Annotated in this window: 20 protein-coding genes; 12 read left to right on the top strand and 8 right to left on the bottom strand. The window is 68.7% G+C overall.

The genetic code is table 11. From position 1 onward, the window contains the following. Nucleotides 1-154 precede the first annotated feature (154 nt). The 4 genes from ACE3TA_RS01000 to ACE3TA_RS00985 are packed head-to-tail and all read left to right on the top strand — an operon-like array spanning nt 155 to nt 5,152. On the top strand, nt 155-517 hold the full coding sequence (locus ACE3TA_RS01000; RefSeq protein ID WP_374569824.1) for a rhodanese-like domain-containing protein: 363 nt from the start codon (nt 155-157) through the stop codon (nt 515-517). 19 nt (nt 518-536) lie between these two features. Beyond that, entirely contained in the window at nt 537-1,568 is a 1,032-nt protein-coding gene (locus ACE3TA_RS00995; protein ID WP_374569823.1) for an efflux RND transporter periplasmic adaptor subunit, read from the top strand. Continuing rightward, nucleotides 1,565-4,777 (top strand): efflux RND transporter permease subunit, encoded by a 3,213-nt coding sequence (locus ACE3TA_RS00990; protein ID WP_374569822.1) that lies wholly within the window; start codon nt 1,565-1,567, stop codon nt 4,775-4,777. The genes ACE3TA_RS00995 and ACE3TA_RS00990 overlap by 4 nt, the downstream gene beginning before the upstream one ends. 42 nt (nt 4,778-4,819) lie before the next feature. Beyond that, nucleotides 4,820-5,152 carry an ArsR/SmtB family transcription factor gene (locus ACE3TA_RS00985; protein ID WP_374569821.1) on the top strand — a complete coding sequence of 111 codons (333 nt, stop codon included), beginning with the start codon at nt 4,820-4,822 and terminating at the stop codon, nt 5,150-5,152. 87 nt (nt 5,153-5,239) lie between these two features. On the opposite strand, the gene ACE3TA_RS00980 is transcribed toward ACE3TA_RS00985, so the two are convergent. From ACE3TA_RS00980 to ACE3TA_RS00950, 7 genes are all read right to left on the bottom strand, one after another. Beyond that, nucleotides 5,240-5,707, bottom strand: a complete 468-nt coding sequence (locus tag ACE3TA_RS00980) for a chemotaxis protein CheW (protein WP_374569820.1) — start codon at nt 5,705-5,707, stop codon at nt 5,240-5,242. A gap of 1 nt (nt 5,708) precedes the next feature. Beyond that, nucleotides 5,709-7,220: a methyl-accepting chemotaxis protein gene (locus ACE3TA_RS00975; RefSeq protein ID WP_374569819.1), complete on the bottom strand. Its 1,512-nt coding sequence runs from the start codon at nt 7,218-7,220 to the stop codon at nt 5,709-5,711. A gap of 337 nt (nt 7,221-7,557) precedes the next feature. Beyond that, nucleotides 7,558-7,785 (bottom strand): hypothetical protein, encoded by a 228-nt coding sequence (locus ACE3TA_RS00970; RefSeq protein ID WP_374569818.1) that lies wholly within the window; start codon nt 7,783-7,785, stop codon nt 7,558-7,560. After that, complete coding sequence (locus tag ACE3TA_RS00965) at nt 7,739-8,359, bottom strand: RNA polymerase sigma factor (RefSeq protein WP_374569817.1); 621 nt, start codon at nt 8,357-8,359, stop codon at nt 7,739-7,741. Before ACE3TA_RS00965 ends, ACE3TA_RS00970 begins: the two co-directional genes overlap by 47 nt. Nucleotides 8,360-8,464: 105 nt before the next feature. Beyond that, nucleotides 8,465-8,848, bottom strand: a complete 384-nt coding sequence (locus tag ACE3TA_RS00960; RefSeq protein WP_374569816.1) for a flagellar protein FliS — start codon at nt 8,846-8,848, stop codon at nt 8,465-8,467. Nucleotides 8,849-8,852: 4 nt separating this feature from the next. Continuing rightward, nucleotides 8,853-10,562: a flagellar filament capping protein FliD gene (gene fliD, locus ACE3TA_RS00955; protein ID WP_374569815.1), complete on the bottom strand. Its 1,710-nt coding sequence runs from the start codon at nt 10,560-10,562 to the stop codon at nt 8,853-8,855. Nucleotides 10,563-10,658: 96 nt separating this feature from the next. After that, on the bottom strand, nt 10,659-11,489 hold the full coding sequence (locus ACE3TA_RS00950; RefSeq protein ID WP_374569814.1) for a flagellin: 831 nt from the start codon (nt 11,487-11,489) through the stop codon (nt 10,659-10,661). Nucleotides 11,490-11,721: 232 nt separating this feature from the next. On the opposite strand from ACE3TA_RS00950, the gene ACE3TA_RS00945 reads away from it, so the two are divergent. The 8 genes from ACE3TA_RS00945 to ACE3TA_RS00910 all read left to right on the top strand — a co-directional run bounded on the left by ACE3TA_RS00945 (nt 11,722) and on the right by ACE3TA_RS00910 (nt 18,587). Then, nucleotides 11,722-12,048, top strand: coding sequence for a flagellar hook capping FlgD N-terminal domain-containing protein (locus tag ACE3TA_RS00945; RefSeq protein WP_374569813.1), 327 nt, complete (start codon nt 11,722-11,724; stop codon nt 12,046-12,048). A gap of 14 nt (nt 12,049-12,062) precedes the next feature. Then, nucleotides 12,063-13,349, top strand: coding sequence for a flagellar hook protein FlgE (gene flgE / locus ACE3TA_RS00940; protein WP_374569812.1), 1,287 nt, complete (start codon nt 12,063-12,065; stop codon nt 13,347-13,349). A gap of 4 nt (nt 13,350-13,353) precedes the next feature. Then, the gene (locus ACE3TA_RS00935) at nt 13,354-13,656 is read left to right on the top strand and encodes a hypothetical protein (protein WP_374569811.1); all 303 of its coding nucleotides are present in this window, start codon (nt 13,354-13,356) and stop codon (nt 13,654-13,656) included. Nucleotides 13,657-13,662: 6 nt separating this feature from the next. Continuing rightward, complete coding sequence (flgK, locus tag ACE3TA_RS00930; RefSeq protein ID WP_374569810.1) at nt 13,663-15,390, top strand: flagellar hook-associated protein FlgK; 1,728 nt, start codon at nt 13,663-13,665, stop codon at nt 15,388-15,390. A gap of 4 nt (nt 15,391-15,394) precedes the next feature. Continuing rightward, nucleotides 15,395-16,303 (top strand): flagellin, encoded by a 909-nt coding sequence (locus tag ACE3TA_RS00925; protein WP_374569809.1) that lies wholly within the window; start codon nt 15,395-15,397, stop codon nt 16,301-16,303. 77 nt (nt 16,304-16,380) lie between these two features. Further along, on the top strand, nt 16,381-16,983 hold the full coding sequence (locus tag ACE3TA_RS00920; protein ID WP_374569808.1) for an NAD(P)H-dependent oxidoreductase: 603 nt from the start codon (nt 16,381-16,383) through the stop codon (nt 16,981-16,983). Between the two features lie 94 nt (nt 16,984-17,077). Continuing rightward, the gene (locus ACE3TA_RS00915) at nt 17,078-17,731 is read left to right on the top strand and encodes a helix-turn-helix domain-containing protein (RefSeq protein WP_374569807.1); all 654 of its coding nucleotides are present in this window, start codon (nt 17,078-17,080) and stop codon (nt 17,729-17,731) included. A 28-nt stretch (nt 17,732-17,759) separates the two neighbouring features. Continuing rightward, entirely contained in the window at nt 17,760-18,587 is an 828-nt protein-coding gene (locus ACE3TA_RS00910; protein ID WP_374569806.1) for a universal stress protein, read from the top strand. Nucleotides 18,588-18,660: 73 nt separating this feature from the next. Here the strand turns inward: ACE3TA_RS00910 and ACE3TA_RS00905 are convergent, their stop codons facing one another. Beyond that, complete coding sequence (locus ACE3TA_RS00905) at nt 18,661-19,665, bottom strand: zinc-dependent alcohol dehydrogenase family protein (RefSeq protein WP_374569805.1); 1,005 nt, start codon at nt 19,663-19,665, stop codon at nt 18,661-18,663. Between the last annotated feature and the right edge of the window lie 74 nt (nt 19,666-19,739).

The raw sequence follows: 19,739 nt of genomic DNA, 5'->3' as shown, positions 1-19,739 counted from the left end.
GTGTTTCCGCCCATGCCGCCTTGCGCTCGATCAAGGTGGGAATGACGACCCCGCCCTACGCACAACAGCCTTGAACGCTCTTCGTATATCAATATATGCGCATATTATGATATTACGAGACCCGGCCGCTCTCAAGGCCGATGAGGAGGATGAGATGTTTGGACGCTCCAAGACCGAGGATCTGACGGCGGCGCAGGTCAAAGCCATGCTGGACAGCCATGAGATTCTCTTGATCGACGTGCGCGAGCCGGCCGAGTTCGCCGCCGAACGCATTCACGGCGCGCTCAACTTCCCGCTCAGCACCTTCGACCCGGCCGCCCTGCCCCCGTGCGGCGACCGCCGAATCGTCATGCAGTGCGGTTCGGGCAAGCGCTCGCTGATGGCCGCCGAACGCTGCCGGGCGGCGGGCCTGAAGGTCGACGCGCACCTGGCCGGCGGAATCGGCGCCTGGCGCGCCGCCGGTCTTCCGACCATCACCCTGGACCTCGCCAGCGGCGCGGTTCGCGATCCCCGTTAGACCGAGACCGAATTCCGCCATGAGACGCTTCCTGCGCATCGGCGCCGCCGTGGGCCTGGCCGCGGCGCTTTCCGCCTGCGGCGACGGCCACGAGCCCGCCAAGAGCCAGCCGGTCGCCACCACGGGCGAGCGCCTGACGGTGACGGCCGCGCCGATCGCCGATCTCAAGCCGGTGGCCGCCCAGGTGACCACCCGCAAGATGAGCGATGCGCGCGCGCGCATCGGCGGCACCCTCGTGCGCCTGAACGTGCGCGAGGGCGACAAGGTGCGCGAGGGCCAGGTGATCGCCGTCGTGGCGGACCAGCGGGTGTCCTACGAGACCAACGCCTACGCGGCCCAGGCCGCCGCGGCCGAGGCCGAGGCCGCCCGCGCCAAGGCCGACCTGAAGCGCTACCAGGTCCTCTATGAGAAGGGCTTCTACGCCAAGGCGGGCCTAGACCAGATGGAGGCGGCCGCCCGCGCGGCCGAAGGCTCCGCCGCCGCCGCCCGCGCCCAGCGCTCCGCCAGCGCCGAGACCGGCGCCCAGGGCGCGATCCTGGCGCCGACCGACGGCAAGGTGCTGCACGCCGACGTGCCGGAAGGCTCGGTGGTGGTCGCCGGCCAGTCGGTGGCCACGGTCACCGCCGGCGAGCCGCTGCTGCGCATCGAGCTGCCGGAAGCCCACGCCCGCGCCCTCAAGCTGGGCGACGAGGTGGCGATCGACCCCGGCGCCCTGCCGAACGGCGCCACGAGCGGCAAGATCATCCAGCTTTATCCGGCCGTGACCTCAGGCCGCGTGACCGCCGACATCGCCGTCCCCGGCCTGGCCGCCGAGCTGGTCGGCCAGCGCGTGCCGGTGCGTGTCAAGGTCGGCGAGCGCAAGGCGATCGTCGTGCCCAGGCGCTTCGTCTCCACCCGCTTCGGCGTCGACTACGTGCGCGTGCTGGACAAGTCCGGCCACGCCAGCGAGGTCGCCGTGCAGCTCGCGCCCGCCCCCGGCGCCGACCAGGTCGAGGTGCTGTCCGGCCTCAACGACGGCGACATCATCCTGGCGGAGGCGACCCGCAAATGAAACTCGGCCTCTCCGGCCGTCTGGCGCAGGCGACGATCGCCTCGCCGCTGACGCCGCTGTTCCTGATAGCCGCGATCCTGGTCGGCCTGCTCGCCGTGGTCTCCATCCCGCGCGAGGAGGAGCCGCAGATCAGCGTGCCGATGGTCGACATCTCCGTCAGCACGCCGGGCTTCAGCGCCCAGGACGGCGCCGAGCTGGTGGCCAAGCCGCTGGAGACCATCGTCAAGTCGATCGACGCGGTCGACCACGTCTACACCTACGTCTACGACGACCAGGTCATGGTGGTGGCCCGCTTCAAGGTGGGCGAGAACCCCGACAGCGCGGCCGTGCGCGTGCACGAGAAGATCCGCGCCAACATCGACAAGCTGCCCGTCGGCATTCCCGAGCCGCAGGTCGTCACCCGCGGCATCAACGACGTGCCCGCCCTGGTGCTGACCCTGTCGCCCAAGCCCGGACAGGCGTCCCACTGGACGGACCAGGCGCTCTACGACATCGCCGTCAAGCTGCGCACCGAGGTGGCCAAGGTCGACGACGTCGGCCTGACCTTCATCGTCGGCGGCCGGCCCGACGAGATCCGCGTCGAGCCCGACCCGGCGCGCCTGACCCTGCGCGGCGTGCCGCTGAGCTCGGTGATCAACGCGGTGGCCGGCGCCAACCGCGCCTTCCCCGCCGGCTCGATCCGCGAGGGCGGCCAGGCCCTGGACGTCTCCGCCGGCCATCCGCTGCAGTCGGCCGCCCAGGTGGGCCTTCTGACCGCCACCTCCATCAGCGGCGAGCCGGTCTACCTGCGCGACGTGGCGACCGTCATCCAGGCGCCGCGCCAGGATCAGGCGCAGGTGTGGCGCTACGCCCGCGCCGACGGCGCCTGGTCCAGGACGCCCGCCGTGAGCCTGGCCATCGCCAAGCGCCAGGGCGCCAACGCCGTGGTGGTCTCCGAAGGCGTGCTCAAGCGCGTCGAGACCCTGAAGGGCTCGCTGATCCCCGACAGCCTGAACGTGTCGGTCACCCGCGACTACGGCGAGACGGCCAACGAAAAGGCCAACGAGCTGCTCTTCCACCTGGCCCTGGCGACCATTTCCATCGTCATCCTGATCGGCTTCGCCATCGGCTGGCGCGAGGCGGGCGTGACGGCCGTGGTGATCCCCACGACGATCCTGCTCACCCTCTTCGCCTCCAAGCTGATGGGCTACACCATCAACCGGGTCAGCCTGTTCGCCCTGATCTTCTCGATCGGCATCCTGGTCGACGACGCCATCGTCATGATCGAGAACATCGCCCGGCACTGGGAGATGAGGGACGGGCGAAGCCGCATGCAGGCGGCGATCGAGGCCGTGGCCGAGGTGGGCAACCCCACGGTCGTGGCCACCCTCACGGTGGTCGCGGCCCTGCTGCCGATGCTGTTCGTCTCCGGCCTGATGGGCCCCTACATGGCGCCGATCCCGGTGAACGCCTCGGCGGCCATGCTGTTCTCGTTCTTCGTGGCCGTGGTGATCGCGCCATGGCTGATGGTGCGCTTCGCCCGCACCGTCCTGGCCGAAGAGCACACTCACGAGCTGAAGGAAGGCGTGCTCGGCCGGATCTACCGCCGCGTCGCCGGCCGGGTCATCGCCACCCGGAAGAGCGCCTGGACCTTCCTGCTGGCCGTGGGCGTGGCCACCCTCGTCGCCTGCACCATGTTCGCCACCAAGACGGTGACGGTGAAGCTCCTGCCGTTCGACAACAAGTCCGAGCTGCAGGTGGTCGCCGACCTGCCCGAGGGCACGAGCCTGGAGACCACCGAGCGCACGCTCGCCGCGGCCGCCGAGATCGCCAAGACCCTGCCCGAGGTGGTGTCGCTGGAGTCCTACGCGGGCACGGCCTCGCCGTTCAACTTCAACGGGCTGGTGCGCCACTACTACCTGCGCAACCACCCCGAACAGGGCGACCTGGCGATCATGCTGACGCCGAAGGGCGAGCGGAAGCGTCCCAGCCACGCCGTGGCGCTGGACCTGCGCAAGAAGCTCGCCGTCCTGCCCCTGCCCCCCGGCTCTTCGCTGAAGGTGGTCGAGGCGCCGCCGGGCCCGCCGGTGCTGGCGACCCTGCTCGCCGAGGTCTACGGCCCCGACGCGGCCACCCGCCGCGCCGTGGCGACCCAGGTGAAGGCGCTCTTCAAGAAGGTGCCCTACATCGTCGACGTGGACGATAGCTGGGGCGTGCCGCGCCCGCGCCTGCGCCTGACGCCCAACCGCGAGCAGCTGGAGTATTTCGGCCTGTCGGAAAGCGACATGTACGACTCCATCGGCGCCGTGCTGGGCGGCTCCACCATCGGCTACTCCCAGCGGGGCGACGAGCGCACGCCGCTGGAGATCGCCGTGCGCCTGCCTCAGTCGGACCGCACCTGGTCCGAACGGCTGGCCTCCACGCCGGTGGCGGTGACCAGCGTCGGCGGCTCGCCGCGGCTGGTGGAGCTGGGCGAGGTGGTCAAGGCCGCCCGCGAGCCGGGCTCCTATCCGATCTACCGCCGCGACGGGCGCGACGCCGAGATGGTCACCGCCGAGCTCGCGGGCCAGTACGAGGCGCCGATCTACGGCATGCTCGCCGTCGACAAGGCCATCAAGGACATGGACTGGGCGGCCAAGGGCCTGCCCAAGCCGGCCATCCGCCTGCATGGCCAGCCCGAGGACGAGGCCAAGCCCACGGTGCTGTGGGACGGCGAATGGGAGATCACCTGGGTGACCTTCCGCGACATGGGCGCGGCCTTCGGCGTGGCGATCCTGGGCATCTACGTGCTGGTGGTCGCCCAGTTCAAAAGCTTCCGCCTGCCGCTGGTGATCCTGACTCCGATCCCGCTGACCCTGGTGGGCATCGTCCTGGGCCACATCCTGTTCCGCGCGCCGTTCACGGCCACCTCGATGATCGGCTTCATCGCGCTCGCCGGCATCATCGTGCGAAACTCGATCCTGCTGGTGGACTTCATACGCCACAGCCAGGGCGAAGGCCGGCCGCTGCGCGACGTGCTGCTGGAGGCCGGGGCGATCCGCTTCAAGCCGATCCTGCTCACCGCCGTGGCGGCCATGATCGGGGCGGCGGTGATCCTGTTCGACCCGATCTTCCAGGGCCTGGCGATCTCGCTGCTGTTCGGTCTGGCGTCATCCACGCTGCTGACCGTGCTCGTGATCCCGGCGATCTACGTGGTCCTGCGCGACGACGGCCGCCCCGCCAGCTCCTGACGTTGCCGGTGCATTAGAAGTTCCTACATTAGAGAAATGAGTATGACGTCCACCGCCGTCCTTCCCACCGCTGACGAACTGGCCGAATTGCAGGCCAGCGCGCATGCGGCGGCGCGGCTGATGAAGCTGATGGCCAACGAGCAGCGGCTGATCCTCTTGTGCCGGCTCGGCGAGGGCGAGTGCTCCGTGGGCGACCTGGCCGCCCACGTGGGCCTGGCCCAGTCGGCCGCCTCCCAGCACCTGGCCAAGCTGCGCGCCGAGGGCGTAGTGACCACCCGGCGCGAAGGCCAGACCATCTATTACCGCCTGGCCGATCCGGCGGCCGTGCGCGTCATAGACACGCTCTGCAGCATCTATCGCGGCATGGCCAGCTAGAGCCGCCCACGCTGACGCGCACGAGAAAAGTGCCCTGAATTCAAAGAGTCCCGAGCGAATTCCGGTCCGGACGGATCGGAATTCGCCCTAGGCCGCGTCCTGCATCGCCGGGGGCAGCACCCCGTCCAGCGTCAACAGGGTGACGATGCCTTCGTCGGTGGTGATCACGCCGCGCACGAAGTCGTCCAGGCCGTCGGCGCCCACGTCGGGCGGCTCCTGCAGCATGTTCTCCGACACCGTCAGGATGTCGCAGACCTCGTCCACCAGCAGGCCGACCTCGCGCCCGCCGATCTGGGCGACCACGACCACGGCGGAGTTGTCCCGCACGCAGGCCGACAGGCCCAGCCGCATGCCCAGGTCGACCACCGGCAGCACCGCGCCGCGCAGGTTGATCATGCCCAGCACATAGGACGGCGCGTGCGGCAGCGGCGTGGAGGTCGTCCAGCCGCGGATCTCCCGCACCACCATGATGTCGATGGCGAACTGCTGACCGCCGATGGCGACGGTCACCAGCTCCGAGCCGATCGCGGGAAGCGCGTGCTCCGGGGCGGCCATCCTAGAACTCCTCCCAGCCTTCGGTTTCAGAGGCGAGCTCGAGCTTGCGGGCGGTCGCCGCGCCGGAACGGGCGACCGGCGCGGCCGCCGCCGGCCTCGGCGCCGGCCGGGCCGCCCTGGCCGCGGGCGCGCGCGGCGCGGCCGCACGCTCGGCCAGGCGGAATTCGCTCATCAGCCGGCCCAGCTCTTGGCCCTCCTGGGCCAGGGCGTGGCTGGCGGCGGTCGATTCCTCGACCATCGCCGCGTTCTGCTGGGTCATCTGGTCCATCTGGTTGACGGCGGTGTTGACCTGCTGGAGCCCGGTCGCCTGCTCCTGGGCGCTGGCGGCGATCTCGGTCACCAGTTCGGTGATCTGCGCCACCTGGCCGACGATGCGCTGCAGGGCCTCGCCGGTCTTGCCGACCAGGTCCACCCCCGATCCGACCTGCTCGCTGGAGGCGTTGATCAGGGTCTTGATCTCCTTGGCCGCTTCGGCCGAGCGCTGGGCGAGCGCCCGCACTTCGGAGGCGACCACCGCGAAGCCGCGGCCGGCCTCGCCCGCGCGGGCCGCCTCGACCCCGGCGTTCAGCGCCAGGAGGTTGGTCTGGAAGGCGATCTCGTCGATCACGCCGATGATCTGGCTGATCTGCCTGGCCGACTGCTCGATCTCGCCCATGGCGGCGACGGCGCTCTGCACGATCGCGCCGGAGGCGTCGGCGTCGGTGCGCGCCGAGGTGACGGCGTTCTGGGCCTGGCGGGCGCCCTCGGCGGTGCGCTTGACGGTCGCCGTGATCTGCTCGAGCGCGGCGGCGGTCTCTTCCAGGCTGGCGGCCTGCTGTTCGGTGCGATGCGACAGGTTGTCGGCGGCCTGGCTGATCTCGCCGGTGCCCGAACGGATGCCGTCGGCCGAATTGATGATGGTGGACATCACCTCGTGCAGCCGCTCCATGGCGCTGTTGAAGTCGGTCTGCAGCTTCCGGTACTCGTCGGGCATCGTCCCGTTGATGCGGGTCGTCAGGTCGCCCGCCGACAGACCGGAGAGGCCGGCGGCCACGGCTTCGACCGCGTGCTCCTGGCGCTCGCGCACGGCCTCGCGCTCGGCGTCGTTGCGGGCGCGCTCCAGCTCGATGTCGGTCACGTCGGTGGCGAACTTGACCACCTTGAACGGCTTGCCGGTGCGGTCGAGCAGCGGGTTGTAGGAGGCCTGGATCCACACCTCCTTGCCGCCCTTGCCGATGCGCAGGAACTTCTCGGCGACGAATTCGCCGTTGTTCAGCTTGCGCCAGAAGTCCTTGTATTCGGCGCTGGCGGCGTAGTCCGGCTTGACGAACATGCTGTGGTGGCGGCCGATCACCTCCTGCGCCGTATAGCCGAGCGCATGCAGGAAGTTGTCGTTGGCCGACAGGATCGTGCCGTCCAGCTTGAACTCGATGACGGCCTGCGAGCGATTGATCGCCGCGACCATGGCCTCGAGCTCCATCTGCTTGTCGCCCGCGCCGTCGTCGCCACGCCGCTTGTTGAAGAAACTAACCACGCAACGTCCCCTTCAAGGTTTGGGAGCTCAAGATTGAACGCGGGCGCCGCCGACGCCCGCCCCCCCGATGGGCCGAGACCTCGGCGTTCACCTGACATAGAATTGAAACTTGGCTGTTCGCCCCGTCAGCGCGCTTCACCACGCCCGACGCCAGGATTGCGAATCCTGGTCAACAAACCCCTAATTCAGAGATCGCCGTTACCCAAATTGAGCAAGTCTACTTGTCGCACCCTTGAGAAGTAGCGTGGACTTCGAAGCTCGCGGGGCGAGTATTCTTGGTTAAATTACATATCTTTGAAGGTGTTATTTCCTGACCGCGCAACCGCGGATGCGCGCCTCAGCCGCCGCGGCGCAGCGCCGCCTTCACGCGCTCGGCCGCCGCCCGGGCCCGCGCGTCCTCGCCGCCGAGCAGCGCGGCGTCGTCGGCCGACGCATGGGCGAACAGGTCCTTGGCCTCGTCCGAGGCGGACATGAGGGCCAGCGCCGCCTCCGCCTCGTCCGGCGGCCATTTTGCGAGGTCAGCCCCGAGTTCCTCGAGGCGAGCCTTCAACACCGCGATATCCATGCCAGATGCTCTTCTGCTTCCGGATCTTCTGCCTGATCGCTTCGCGGCCCCTCTTGAGCAGCGAGCGCACTGATTGCTCTGAGACCTGCAGCCGCTCGGCGATTTCGCCGACGCCGAGATCGTCGAAGTAGAACAACTCCACCGCCGCCTTCTGGTTGGCCGGCAGGCGCTCGACCAGCGCCCTGAGCCGTTCGGCGGCGTCCTGCCTCTCCAGCGCGGCCTCCTGGCCGGGCGCCGGCCGGGCGGCCTCCCGATCGGCGATCGCCACGATCACCTCCTCGGCGACCGGCTCGGCCTTGCGGCGGCGGCGATGGTCGATCGCCTTGTTGACCGCCACCCGGTGGAGCCAGGTGGTGAACCGCGCCGCCCCCGGCTCCCAGGTCTCCCGCGCCCGCCAGATGGCGACGAAGGTCTCCTGGGCCACATCCTCGGCCTCGTGCGCGTCGCCCACGACGTTGGACGCCAGACGCAGGACCATTCGCATGTGCCGGTCGATCAGCCGGCCGAAAGCGGCCTCGTCGCCGGATTGCGCCAGTCGAAACAGGACTTCGTCGGCGGAGTCGTCAGCAGCCATACCCATGTCATCAACACCAAGCGCGAATATCCCCGAGGACTTCGCAAGATGCAGACCAGGTTGTTTTTGACTCTTCCGCGTAAAACTCCGACTTTTCAGGTCTCCTTACTCTGTAACCGGATTTTTTCTTTTCCTGAGCTCAACGCACATCGGATGCAACGTATCTATCACCGACTGCACCGATTCTGATACGTTCGTCGTAGTCAGGATACGATTGATAGCTCGATGCAGCCGCCGATAGAAACGGCGCAGGGTCTGGCCGCCCTCTCCGGCCGCCGCGAAGTCGAGAACCGACTCCAGCGTCAACAGGATCAGCCGCGCCGCTTCGGTGTGGCGGCACATTTGATCCAGCGCCCCTTGCTCATAGGCGATTTTTGCCGCCGTCAGCCGGCGGTGCAGTTCGTCGTGCACGGCCACGAGCACGTCGATCGGATTGGTGTTGAGCTGGGCCGAGGCGCGGTAGGCCGACGCCGCCCGGGCGTAGGGCATGGGGCTAGCTTGCATTGCTGGTGCTCGCGTTGAGGATGGCTTCGATCTGCTGCTGCAGAAGCTTGGCCGCGGAGACCTCGGTCTCCATGTTGGCGTACTTCTGGATCAGCTTGGTCCGGTAGTCCTCGGCGTCCGAGCGGATCTGGTCGGACTGCGACTGGAGCTGGGTGTCCAGGTCGGTGAGGTTGTTGATCTGGGTCTGGATCAGGCCGCTCGAAGTGTCCGAGTAGCTGCTCATCAGGGTCGTGATCTCGTTGGCGAAGCCCTGGGAGATCTTCACGTCGATCGAGGTGTCCGCCGTGGCCGTGAGCGCGAACGACAGGCCCTCGTAGATCGAACCCTCGGCGCCGACGATCCGCGAGCCGGAGATGGTGAAGAGGCCCGAGACCCCGTTCACGGTCACGCCGGTGATGGTCCCGTCGGAGCTGGCGGTCACGTCCAGGGTGAAGTCGTAGGAGCGCGTGGTGTCGTTCTTCAACAGCTTGAGCTTGCTGTTGGAGGTCTCGAACGAGGTCTCGAAGAAGCTTTCCAGGTCCGAGAAGTTGCTGAGCAGGGCGCTGTCCAGCTTGTTCTCGTCCGACAGCTCCAGCTCGTTGCTGGAGTTGAAGGTGATGCCGAGGTCCGTCAGGTCGTTGTAGTCGTCGCTGCTGGCGGAATCGGCCGAGCCGGTCAGGATCGACGACAGGGTCTGGGTCAGCGAACGCAACAGGGTGTCGGCGAACAGCACCGCGTCGTCCGGCACCGTGCCGTCGTCGTTCACCGTCTGCTGGGTGTTCACGAAGTCGCGCAGGGTGTTGTAGGCGGTGATGAAGTCGGTGATCGCCGTCTTCACGGTCGAGTAGTTCGGCTCGATGTCCAGGGTGACGGACTCGCCCGTGTCGGTGGTCGACAGCAGCGAGATGCTCAGCCCGTCGATCACGTCGTCGAGCTGGTTGCTGTCGGAGCTCACCTCCACCCCGTCGATCGAGACGATCGCCGGCTGGGCCGCCTGCAGCACGTTGGCGAACGAGCCGTCCGAGGCGGTGACGCCGATGCCGTTCATCACGTCGTCGCCCGAGACCACCGAGGTCTCGATGTCGGTGTTGGTGTCGGCCGCCGACAGCACGAGCTGGTAGCTGCCGGAGGAGACCTGGATCAGGGTGGCGTTGACGCCGGTGTCGCTGGAGACCGCCTGGATCGCGTCGGCGATGTCGGCCAGCGTCATGTCGGCGGTGACGGTGATCTCGGCCGAGTCGCCGCCCGTCCCCAGGCTGAAGGTCCCGTCCAGGCCCAGCGCCGTGGTCTTGTCCTGCGCCGTGGCGGCCACCTTCATGGCCTTGGCCAGTTGCGAGACCTCGATCGTGTAGGACGCGGCCACCGCCGTGGAATCGGCGCTCACGGCGATCGTCGAGGTCGCGTCCGAGCCGTCCGAGGCGGTGAGATAGGCTTCCTTCTCGTCGAAGGCGTTGGTGGCGCCCAGCGAGCTGTAGGCCGGCGCGGCCAGGTCGGACAGGGCGCTGCTGATGTCCGACAGCATGCTCTGCAGCGACTCGTAGGCGGAGATCTTGGCCTCGTTGGCCGTGATCTTGGAATCGATGGTGTCGGCGCGCTGGGTCTTCTGCGCCACCGCCGCCTCGACCAGGGCGTCGGTGTCCAGCCCGGAAGCCGTGGAGGAGATGTAGGTCGTCGAACCGGAAGTCACGACGGTGGAGGTCGAACTCGTGGTCGTCGTCATCGTCTTCTACCCGCAAAGGGCGGCGGGGAAGGTCGCCCCTCCCCGCCCAGTTGAGGATCCGCAGCGCCCTGATCGCTACGGCCCGAAGGTGGCTCGCTACTGGAGAAGCTTCAGCAGCGACTGGTTCATCGAGTTGGCCTGGCCAAGCGCCGCGATGGCCGCGCTCGTCAGCGTCTGGGCGTTGACGAAGTTGGTCTGCTCGGCTGCGAGGTCGACGTCCGAAATCGCCGACTTCGCCGCTTCCAGGTTCTCGAGAGAGGTGTCGATGACATCGCCGCGATAGGTGAACCGCGACTGCAGCGCGCCCACGTTGGCCCGGGCTTCCGAGATCGTGGAGATCGCCGTGTCCAGGTCGGCCATGGCCGTGGCCGCCGCCGAGGCGGAGGTCACGCTCGTGCCGCTGATGCCCAGCGTCGTCGCGTCGGCGCCGTCCAGGTGGATCGACAGCGTGTCGGTGCTGTCGGTGCCCACCAGGAAGGCGACGCCGGCCGACGCGGAGTAGGAGTCGGAGCCGTCCAACAGCTTCACGCCGTTGAAATTGGCCGAACCCGAGATGTCGTCGACTTCCTCCAGAAGCTGCTGATACTCGGCGTCGATGTAGGACAGGTCGTCAGTGCTGGCCGTGCCGGACTGGGCCTGGGCGGTCAGCGACTTCATACGCTGCAGGATCTCGCTGATGTTCGACAGGGCGCCGTCAGCGGTGTTCAAGACGGCGGTGCCGTTCTGAACGTTGGTCGAAGCCTGGGTCAGGACCGCGATGTCAGACGACATGGTCGTCGCGATGGCCAGGCCAGACGCGTCGTCCTTGGCGCTCGTGATCCGCGAGCCGCTGGAGAGTTTGGCCAGCGAGTCGCTCTGCGCGGTGGAGTTGATCTCCAGGTAACGCAGGGCGGAGTTCGCGGCGAGGTTGGTCGAGATAACAGGCATTTCTGTCTCCGGTTTCTCAAGGGGTCGCCCGGCGCGGACCAATCCGGCCGGGGAAGCGGGCCGCCCTTTCTGCGCGGCCGGGCCTCGACGAGTTCAAACGGAGCGTCGCCGCCGGATGGGGCGGACTTTTTTCGGGGGCCGGAGAAGAAAGTCCGCCCCAAGCCCTGAGGAGCCCTCGTTGAAGAGGTGATCGGCGCCCAAGCGCGCCGCCCGAGATCACCGCGAGGGTCCCATGACCGACACTTCTGCCGTCTCGAGCACGACCGCCAGCACGGTCTCCACGTCGTCGGCCGTCACGCAGAGCTTCGACAGCACCGAGTTCCTCGGGCTGCTGATGACGCAGCTTCAGAACCAGAACCCGCTGGATCCCACCGACCCCAGCGAGTTCACCAGCCAGATCGTCTCCTACGCCAGCCTCGAGCAGCAGCTGAACACCAACAGCTACCTGTCCTCGATGACCGACACGATGTCGTCGATGTCGGACAACCTGGCGTCCGTGCTCACCCAGGTCTCGCTCCTGGCCTCGGGCGACGACTCCTCCAGCACCACCACCGCCTGAGGGGAGCCGAGACGATGAGCCTGTCCTCCGCCCTCTCCTCCGCCGTCTCCGGCCTCACCGCCCAGGGCGTCGCGCTGTCGGCGATCTCCGAGAACATCGCCAACTCCTCGACCACCGCCTACAAGACCAAGGAGACCAACTTCCAGACGCTGCTGGCCGGCTACTCCGGCTCCAGCTCCTCCTCGAGCGGCGTCGTGGCCAAGGCCATGCAGGCCATGGCCGCCAACGGCACGGTCACCTCCACGGGCGTCAGCACCAACCTGGCCATCACCGGCTCGGGCTTCTTCGTGGTCGCCGGCGACACGTCCGACCAGGCGGCCGCCTTCACCTACACCCGCGACGGCAGCTTCGCCCCCGACGCCAACGGCTACCTGGTCAACGACCAGGGCTACTACCTGATGGGCTATCCCACCGACGCGGACGGCAACATCACCGCGGCCAACACCTCCACGCTCACCAGCCTGGAGCCGATCAACGTCGATTCCATCAGCGGCGCGGCCAAGGCCACCTCCACCGTCACCATGTCCGCCAACCTGCCGGCCGACGCCGAGGTGGGCGACACCTTCGCCTCCAGCATGGAGGTGATCGACTCCCTGGGCGTCAGCCACACGGTCAACCAGACCTGGACCAAGACCGCGGCCAACACCTGGACGCTGTCGCTGGACGATCCCTTCGCCACCGCCAGCGGCGACGCCAGCGTCACCAGCGGGACGATCAGCCCCTCCACCGTGGACGTGACCTTCGACACCGACGGCGTGCTGGCCTCCACCAACCCCTCGCCGGTGTCGCTCACCATCAGCGGCTTCACCACCGGGGCGGCCGACAACACCTTCACCCTCGACCTCGGCGAAGTGGGCGGCACCGACGGCCTGACCCAGAAGGCCTCCACCACGACGCCGGCGACGATCGAGAACACCCAGGTGGAGCAGGACGGCGCGCGCTACGGCTCGCTCTCGGGCCTCAGCATCGATGCCGACGGCCTGGTCACCGCCAGCTTCGACAACGGCCTGAGCGTGGCGGTCGCGCGCATCCCCATCGCCACCTTCTCCAACCCCTCCGGCCTGACCCAGGTCTCGGGCACCATCTACGACGAGAACCAGGCCGCCGGCCGCGTGACCCTGTCGCTGGCCGGCTCGTCCGGCGCGGGCACGCTCACGGCCAGCGCCCTGGAGGGCTCGACCACCGACACGGCGACCGAGTTCAACAAGATGATCATCGCCCAGCAGGCCTATTCGGCCGCCTCCCAGGTGGTCAGCACGGTCGGCAACATGTTCGACACCCTGGTCCAGGCCGTGCGGTGATCTCATGGAGAAGATCGAGATCCTCGCCGAACGGGCCTCGCGCCGCCGACGGCGGTCGGACGTCCCGCTCATCGCCACGCCGCAAGAGGCGCGCGCCATCGCCCGCGAGATCGCCGACCGCCTGGCCGCCGTCTCCGGCGACCAGCGGCTCCTGCTCCTGTCGGCGCTGAACGACCTGCATCGCGGGCTCACCGAGCGCATCGAGCAGCTGGACGAGGACATGCGCGCGGAGCGCGCGGCGATCCTGTCGCTGAACCAGGGCCTGCAGGCGCACGCCCGCTACGCGCCCACGCGCCGGCGGGACTGACCGGCCATGTCGCTCAACTCGATCATCTCCTCGGCCTCGGCGGCGCTGATCAAGACGCAGTACGCGATCTCGATCACCGACACGAACATCGCCAATGCGAGCGACACCTCCATCAGCCGCAAGACCTATTCGGCGACGGCCAACACCACCGTGCTGGCCCTGACCGAGGGGACCGTCGGCCGCGTCACCAACAGCTATCTGTCCAAGACGATGATCGCCAAGGCGGCCGAGGCCGGCCGCACCAGCGTGATCGACGAGTACATGCAGTCGTACGACGCCGCGCTCGGCACGACCGACGGCGGCGACGACCTCTCCAGCCTCCTGGACGCCTACGCCACGGCGCTTTCGGGGCTGGCCAGCTCGCCCACCAGCAGCGCCGAGAAGTCCTCGGCCGTCTCGGCCCTGAGCGCGGTGGTCTCCAGCCTGAGCGACACCTCCGACGAGATCCAGTCGCTGCGCACCGAGGCCAACAAGTCGATCGCCGACACCGTCGACCAGATCAACAGCCAGCTCTCCACCATCGCCAGCCTGAACGACCAGATCGCCCAGGGCGGCGCCACGGGCCAGGACCTGACCGACCTGGAGGACCAGCGCGACACGGCGCTGGAGACCCTGTCGAACCTGATGGGGGTGTCCTACTACACCAACTCCGACAACCGGGTGATGGTCTACGCCCCCAGCGGCGACCTCCTGGTCGGGACCACGGCGGCCAGCCTGTCCTACACCGCCTCCAGCACCCTGGACGCCTCGACGAGCTATCCGGGCGCCATCTCCGGCATCTATCTCAACGGCAAGGACGTCACGACCTCGCTGACCGGCGGCCAACTCGGCGGGCTGATCTCGCTGCGCGACGACATCCTGCCCGACGAACAGGCCAAGCTCGACGCCCTGGCGGCCAGCCTGATCGACCAGGTGAACACCGTCGCCAACCAGGGAACCGCCTATCCGCCGCCCGACACCCTGAGCAGCAGCACGACGGTGGCGGCGTCCGACGCCTTCAGCGCCACCGGCTCGGTGCGCGTGGCCGTGCTGGATTCCTCCGGGACCGTGGTCTCCACCCAGGACATCGACCTATCCGCCTATTCCACCATGGGCGACCTGGTGAGCGCGCTGGACGCGGTCGACGGCCTGTCCGCCTCGATCTCGGCCGACGGCAAGCTGGTGCTGAGCGCCGACGATTCCGCCAACGGCGTCTCGCTCGGCGCCCTCGATTCCAGCGTGGGCGCGGACAGCGACGACTTCTCCAGCTACTTCGGCTTCAACGACCTGCTGAGCGGCTCCAGCGCCGCAGACATCGCGCTCTCATCGACGATCAGCGCCGACTCCAGCCGCCTGCCGACCGGCGTGCTGAGCGCGGACTCCGCCCTGGCCGCCGGCGACATCGGCCTGGCCTCGGGCGACACCACCACGGTCACGGCCCTGCAGTCGCTCCTGTCGGCGACGCAGGACTTCCCCGCCGCCGGCGACTTCGCCGCCCAGAGCTCCACCATCGCCGGCTACGCCGCCCGCTTCGTCTCGTCGGCGGCCACCAAGATCTCCCAGGCCTCCTCCGACGCGGACACGGCCCAGAGCGTCTACGACTACGCCAAGACGCGGCTGGAGAACCAGACGGCGGTCAACCTCGACGAGGAGACCGCCCTGCTCACCCAGTACCAGGCCCAGTACGAGGCCAACGCCCAGATGATCTCCGTCGCGCGCGATCTCTTCGACACGCTCATGTCCATGGTGAACTGAGACCATGTCCGTCAGCCGCATCGCCACCTTCGCCCACACCCAGCAGATGATCACGGCCAGCCTGAAGGTGCAGGCCGACATGGCCAAGGTGCAGGACCAGGAAGCCTCGGGGGTGAAATCCAGCTCGCTCGGCGGCCTGGGCGCGGACGCCGCCCGGCTGCTGCGCCTGAACTCCCAGTCTGCGCGCCTGACCGCCGACAACGCCGCGGCCACCGACGCCCAGAGCTTCGCCCAGGGCGCCTATTCGGCGGTGGGCGACATCTCCGACCTGGCGACCACCATCCTCAGCCAGCTTTCGGCCCTGAACAGCGGCTCCAGCGACGATTCCGAGCTGGTCTCGACCTACGCCAGCCAGTGGCTGGAGGATCTGCAGTCGATGATGAACGCCGACCTCGGCGGGATTTCGCTGTTCTCCGGCGAGGCGCTCGACGGGGACGCCGTCGACTTCTCCGACGCCGGCTACGACCCCACGGCCGATCCCACGGCCTCGGACACCGGCTACTACCAGGGCACGGCCAAGGCGCGCACCTACACCGCCTCGGACGGCTCGACAGTGGAGATATCGGTCACGGCCGACGATCCGGCGTTCGAGAAGCTCGCGCGCGCCCTCACCCTGCTCAAGGCGTCGCCCAGCGACGCCGACGTGGCGCAACAAGCCTATGACCTGGTGCAGGAATCCATCTCCGGCCTCGGCACGCTGCAGGAGGGCCTGTCGGCGCGGGTGAGCGCCCTGCAGGACCGCATCGACCACAACACCGCCAAGATCGACATCCTCGACGGCCTGTCCAGCGACCTGAACGGCGTCGACCTGGCCGAGGCGGCGGTCAAGGTCACCCAGCAGCAGACCCAGCTCGAGACGCTCTATTCGACGATCAGCCGGCTCTCGTCGCTGAGCCTTCTGAAGTACCTCTAGGGTCGCGCTTACGCTTGACATGACCAGGGTCAAGGACGCCCGCTTCGGGCGCCCTATCGTGCGCTCGGAGGCCCGTCATGAAACACGCCGTCATCGTCGCCCACCCCAGCGAGCACAGCTTGGCGCTGGCCGTCGCCCACCGCTACATCGAGGCGGTCGGAAAGCTCGGCCACACCAGCGTGCTGCGCGATCTCTACAGGATGGACTTCGACCCTCGGCTGAAGGCCGGCGAGCTGCCTGTGGGCGACCACTTCGGCCCGGCGCCGGACATCGTCGCCGAACGCGAGGCGATCGCCGACGCCGACGTCTTCGCCTTCGTCTACCCCTTCTGGTTCAACGCCCCGCCGGCGATGATCAAGGGCTACGTGGACCGCGTCTTCAGCATCGGCTTCGGCTTCGAGGCGGTCTACGGCGGCACCAGCGGCCTGCTGGAAGGCCGCAAGATGATCAGCTTCACCACCTCCGGCGCGCCGGAGCGCTGGGTGCATTCGACCGGCGCCTACGAGGCGCTGATGACCCTGTTCGACCGGCATGTGGCCGCCGTGTGCGGCATGACCGTGGTCGACCACGTGCACGAGGGCGGCGTGATCCCCAACATGACCGACGAAGCCTTCTCGGCGATCATGGGCCGGATCGACGCGGCGGTGGCCGAACGCTTCGGTCCGAACGCCTCCGTATGAGTACGTAGCGGGGGTCTACTTAAGGCGCCGACCCGAATTTCTCCATCGGCGCGAGGGGCCTAGGCATTAGGGGACAGCACTGGAGGCTCACCCGATGTCCTTGGCCTATCCCCTGCACTCCTCTTCCGCCCAACACGCCGTCGACACCTGCGCCGACGCCATCGAACGCCTGGGCGTGAAGATGGCCTTCGCCAAGGACGAGGAGATCTACGCTCAAGACGAGGAAGCCGATCTCATCTACCGCGTCGTCTCCGGCGTGGTGCGCACCTCGCGCCTGATGAGCGACGGCCGCCGCCAGGTGGGCGACTTCTACTACCCGGGCGACATCTTCGGCCTGGAGCCCGGCGACGAGCATCGCTACAGCGCCGAGGCCCTCACCGACTGCGTGGTCCAGGTGCTGAAGCAATCGGCCCTGCGCACCCAGGCCGACGAGGAAGCCCTGGCCCGCGTGGTCTGGGAAGCCACCACCCGCGAACTGGAACGCGCCCACGAGCACGTGATGCTGCTGGGCCGCAAGAGCGCCTTCGAGAAGGTCGCCAGCTTCCTGTCCGACATCACCCGCCGCGGCAAGGGCCGCTCCGGCGACCTGCCGATGAGCCGCCAGGACATCGCCGACTACCTGGGCCTGACCATCGAGACGGTGTCGCGCACCATCTCCAAGCTGCAGAACCAGGCGATCATCGAGTTCGAGGGCTGCCGCCACTTCAAGATCTGCAACGACGCCGCGCTGGCCCGCCTGGCCGAGTAGTCCAAGGCCTGCGTAAAGGGAGCGCGTGATGACCTACAAGACGATCCTCACCCACGTCCAGCCGGACGCGGAAGCGGTGCTGCGCCTGCAAAGCGCCGTGGACGTAGCGGGCGACTTCGGCGCCCACCTGATCGGCCTGGGCGCCGAGGCGCTGCCGCCGCTCGGCTTCGCCGACCCCTACGGCTTCGCCCAGGGCGACATGATCGTGGCCATGCGCTCGGCGATCGAGGTCAACGCCGCCGCCGCCGAGGCCGCCTTCCGCGCCAAGGCCGGACGCCTGTCCAACGAGTGGCGCATTTCCCAGGACATCCCCACCCAGGCCATGGCCCGCGCCGCCCGCGCGGCCGACCTGATCGTGGCCGGCGGCGCGCCGCGCGGAACCATCGACATCTACCGCATCGTCGACACCGGCGAGCTGGCCGTCAACGCCGGCCGCCCGGTGCTGGTGGCGCCGCCCACCGGCGGGCGGCTGCAGGCCAAGGGCGTCGTGCTGGCCTGGAAGGACACGCGCGAGGCGCGCCGGGCGCTCTCCGACTCCATGCCCTTCCTCAAGCGCGCCGAGCGGGTCACCGTGCTGGGCGCCACGCTGGAGACCGACACCACCGCCGTCGAGTTCCAGGTGAACGACGTCGCCGCCGCCCTGGCGCGCCACGGCGTGCCGGCCAAGGCCAAGGTGGTCACGCCCAAGCACGAGGAAGACATCTGCGGCGAAATCTTCAACGAGGCCGTGTCGATCGACGCCGATCTGGTGGTCGCCGGCGCCTATGGCCACAGCCGCCTGCAGGAATGGGTCCTGGGCGGCGTGACCCGAGACCTCCTGAACATGGCCGACCGGTTCGTGCTTCTCAGCCATTGAGGCGCGGTTCCTCCCCGCACCTTGCTGCTTGGCCCCGCCGTCCCCCTCGGCGGGGCTCTTTTTTGCGCCGCGCTCAGTCGCCGAGGTCGGGCGTCAGCACGGCCGCGCCGGCGAAGGCGCCGGCCCGCAGGTCGTTCAGCGCGGTGTTGGCGTCGCCCAGGGCGTAGAGCTTCACCTGCGGCCGCACGCCGGCCTTGGCCGCCAGCGGCAGGTATTCCAGGGCGTCGCGCCGGGTGAGGTTGGCCACCGAGACCACCCGCCGCTCCTCCCACAGGATGCTGTAGGGAAAGCTCGGGATGTCGCTCATGTGGATGCCGCCGCACACCACCGTGCCGCCCTTGCGCACCGCGCGCAGGGCCGCGGGCACGAGCGCGCCCACCGGGGCGAAGATGATCGCCGCGTCCAGCTCCTGCGGCGGCGCCTCGTCCGAGCCGCCGGCCCAGATGCAGCCGAGCTCGCGGGCCAGGCCCTGGGCGGCCGCGTCGCCCGAGCGGGTGAAGGCGTAGATCTCCTGGCCCTGGTGGATGGCGAGCTGCGCCAGAAGGTGCGCCGCCGCGCCGAAGCCGTAGAGCCCCAGCCGCTTCACCGGCCGCGCCTGCTCGGCCATGCGCCAGGCGCGATAGCCGATCAGGCCCGCGCACATCAGCGGGGCGGCCTCCGCGTCGCTCAGCCCCTCGGGCGCGGGGAAGACGTAGTCGGCGCGGGCCACCACCACGTCCGCATAGCCGCCGTCGCGGGTCCAGCCGGTGAAGCCGGGCGCGTCGCACAGGTTCTCCTCGCCGTCGCGGCAATAGCGGCAGGTTCCGCAGGTCGCGCCCAGCCACGGCACGCCGACGCGCGCGCCCAGCTCCACGCCGGACACGCCCGGCCCGATCGCGTCGACCACGCCGATGATCTCGTGGCCCGGCACGATGGGCGAGCGCTGCGGCTCCAGCTCGCCGTCGACGATGTGCAGGTCGGTGCGGCAGACGCCGCAGGCCCTCACCCGCAGGCGCACCTCGCCCGGCCCGGGCTCGGGATCGGGCCGGGTCTCGGCCCGCAGGGGCTCGCCCGGACGGCTCAGGCTCATGGCGAACATCACAGGCTCCTTGGCGTCAAACTATCATGCACCGCGCGATGATAGCCTCGGCGGCGGCCCCATCGTTTTGAGGT

Origin of the sequence: Phenylobacterium sp. (genome assembly GCF_041916435.1) — a bacterium.
GTDB lineage: Bacteria > Pseudomonadota > Alphaproteobacteria > Caulobacterales > Caulobacteraceae > Phenylobacterium.
Note: the sequence above shows the minus strand (reverse complement) of the source record. Positions and strands in the feature narration are given on the sequence as shown.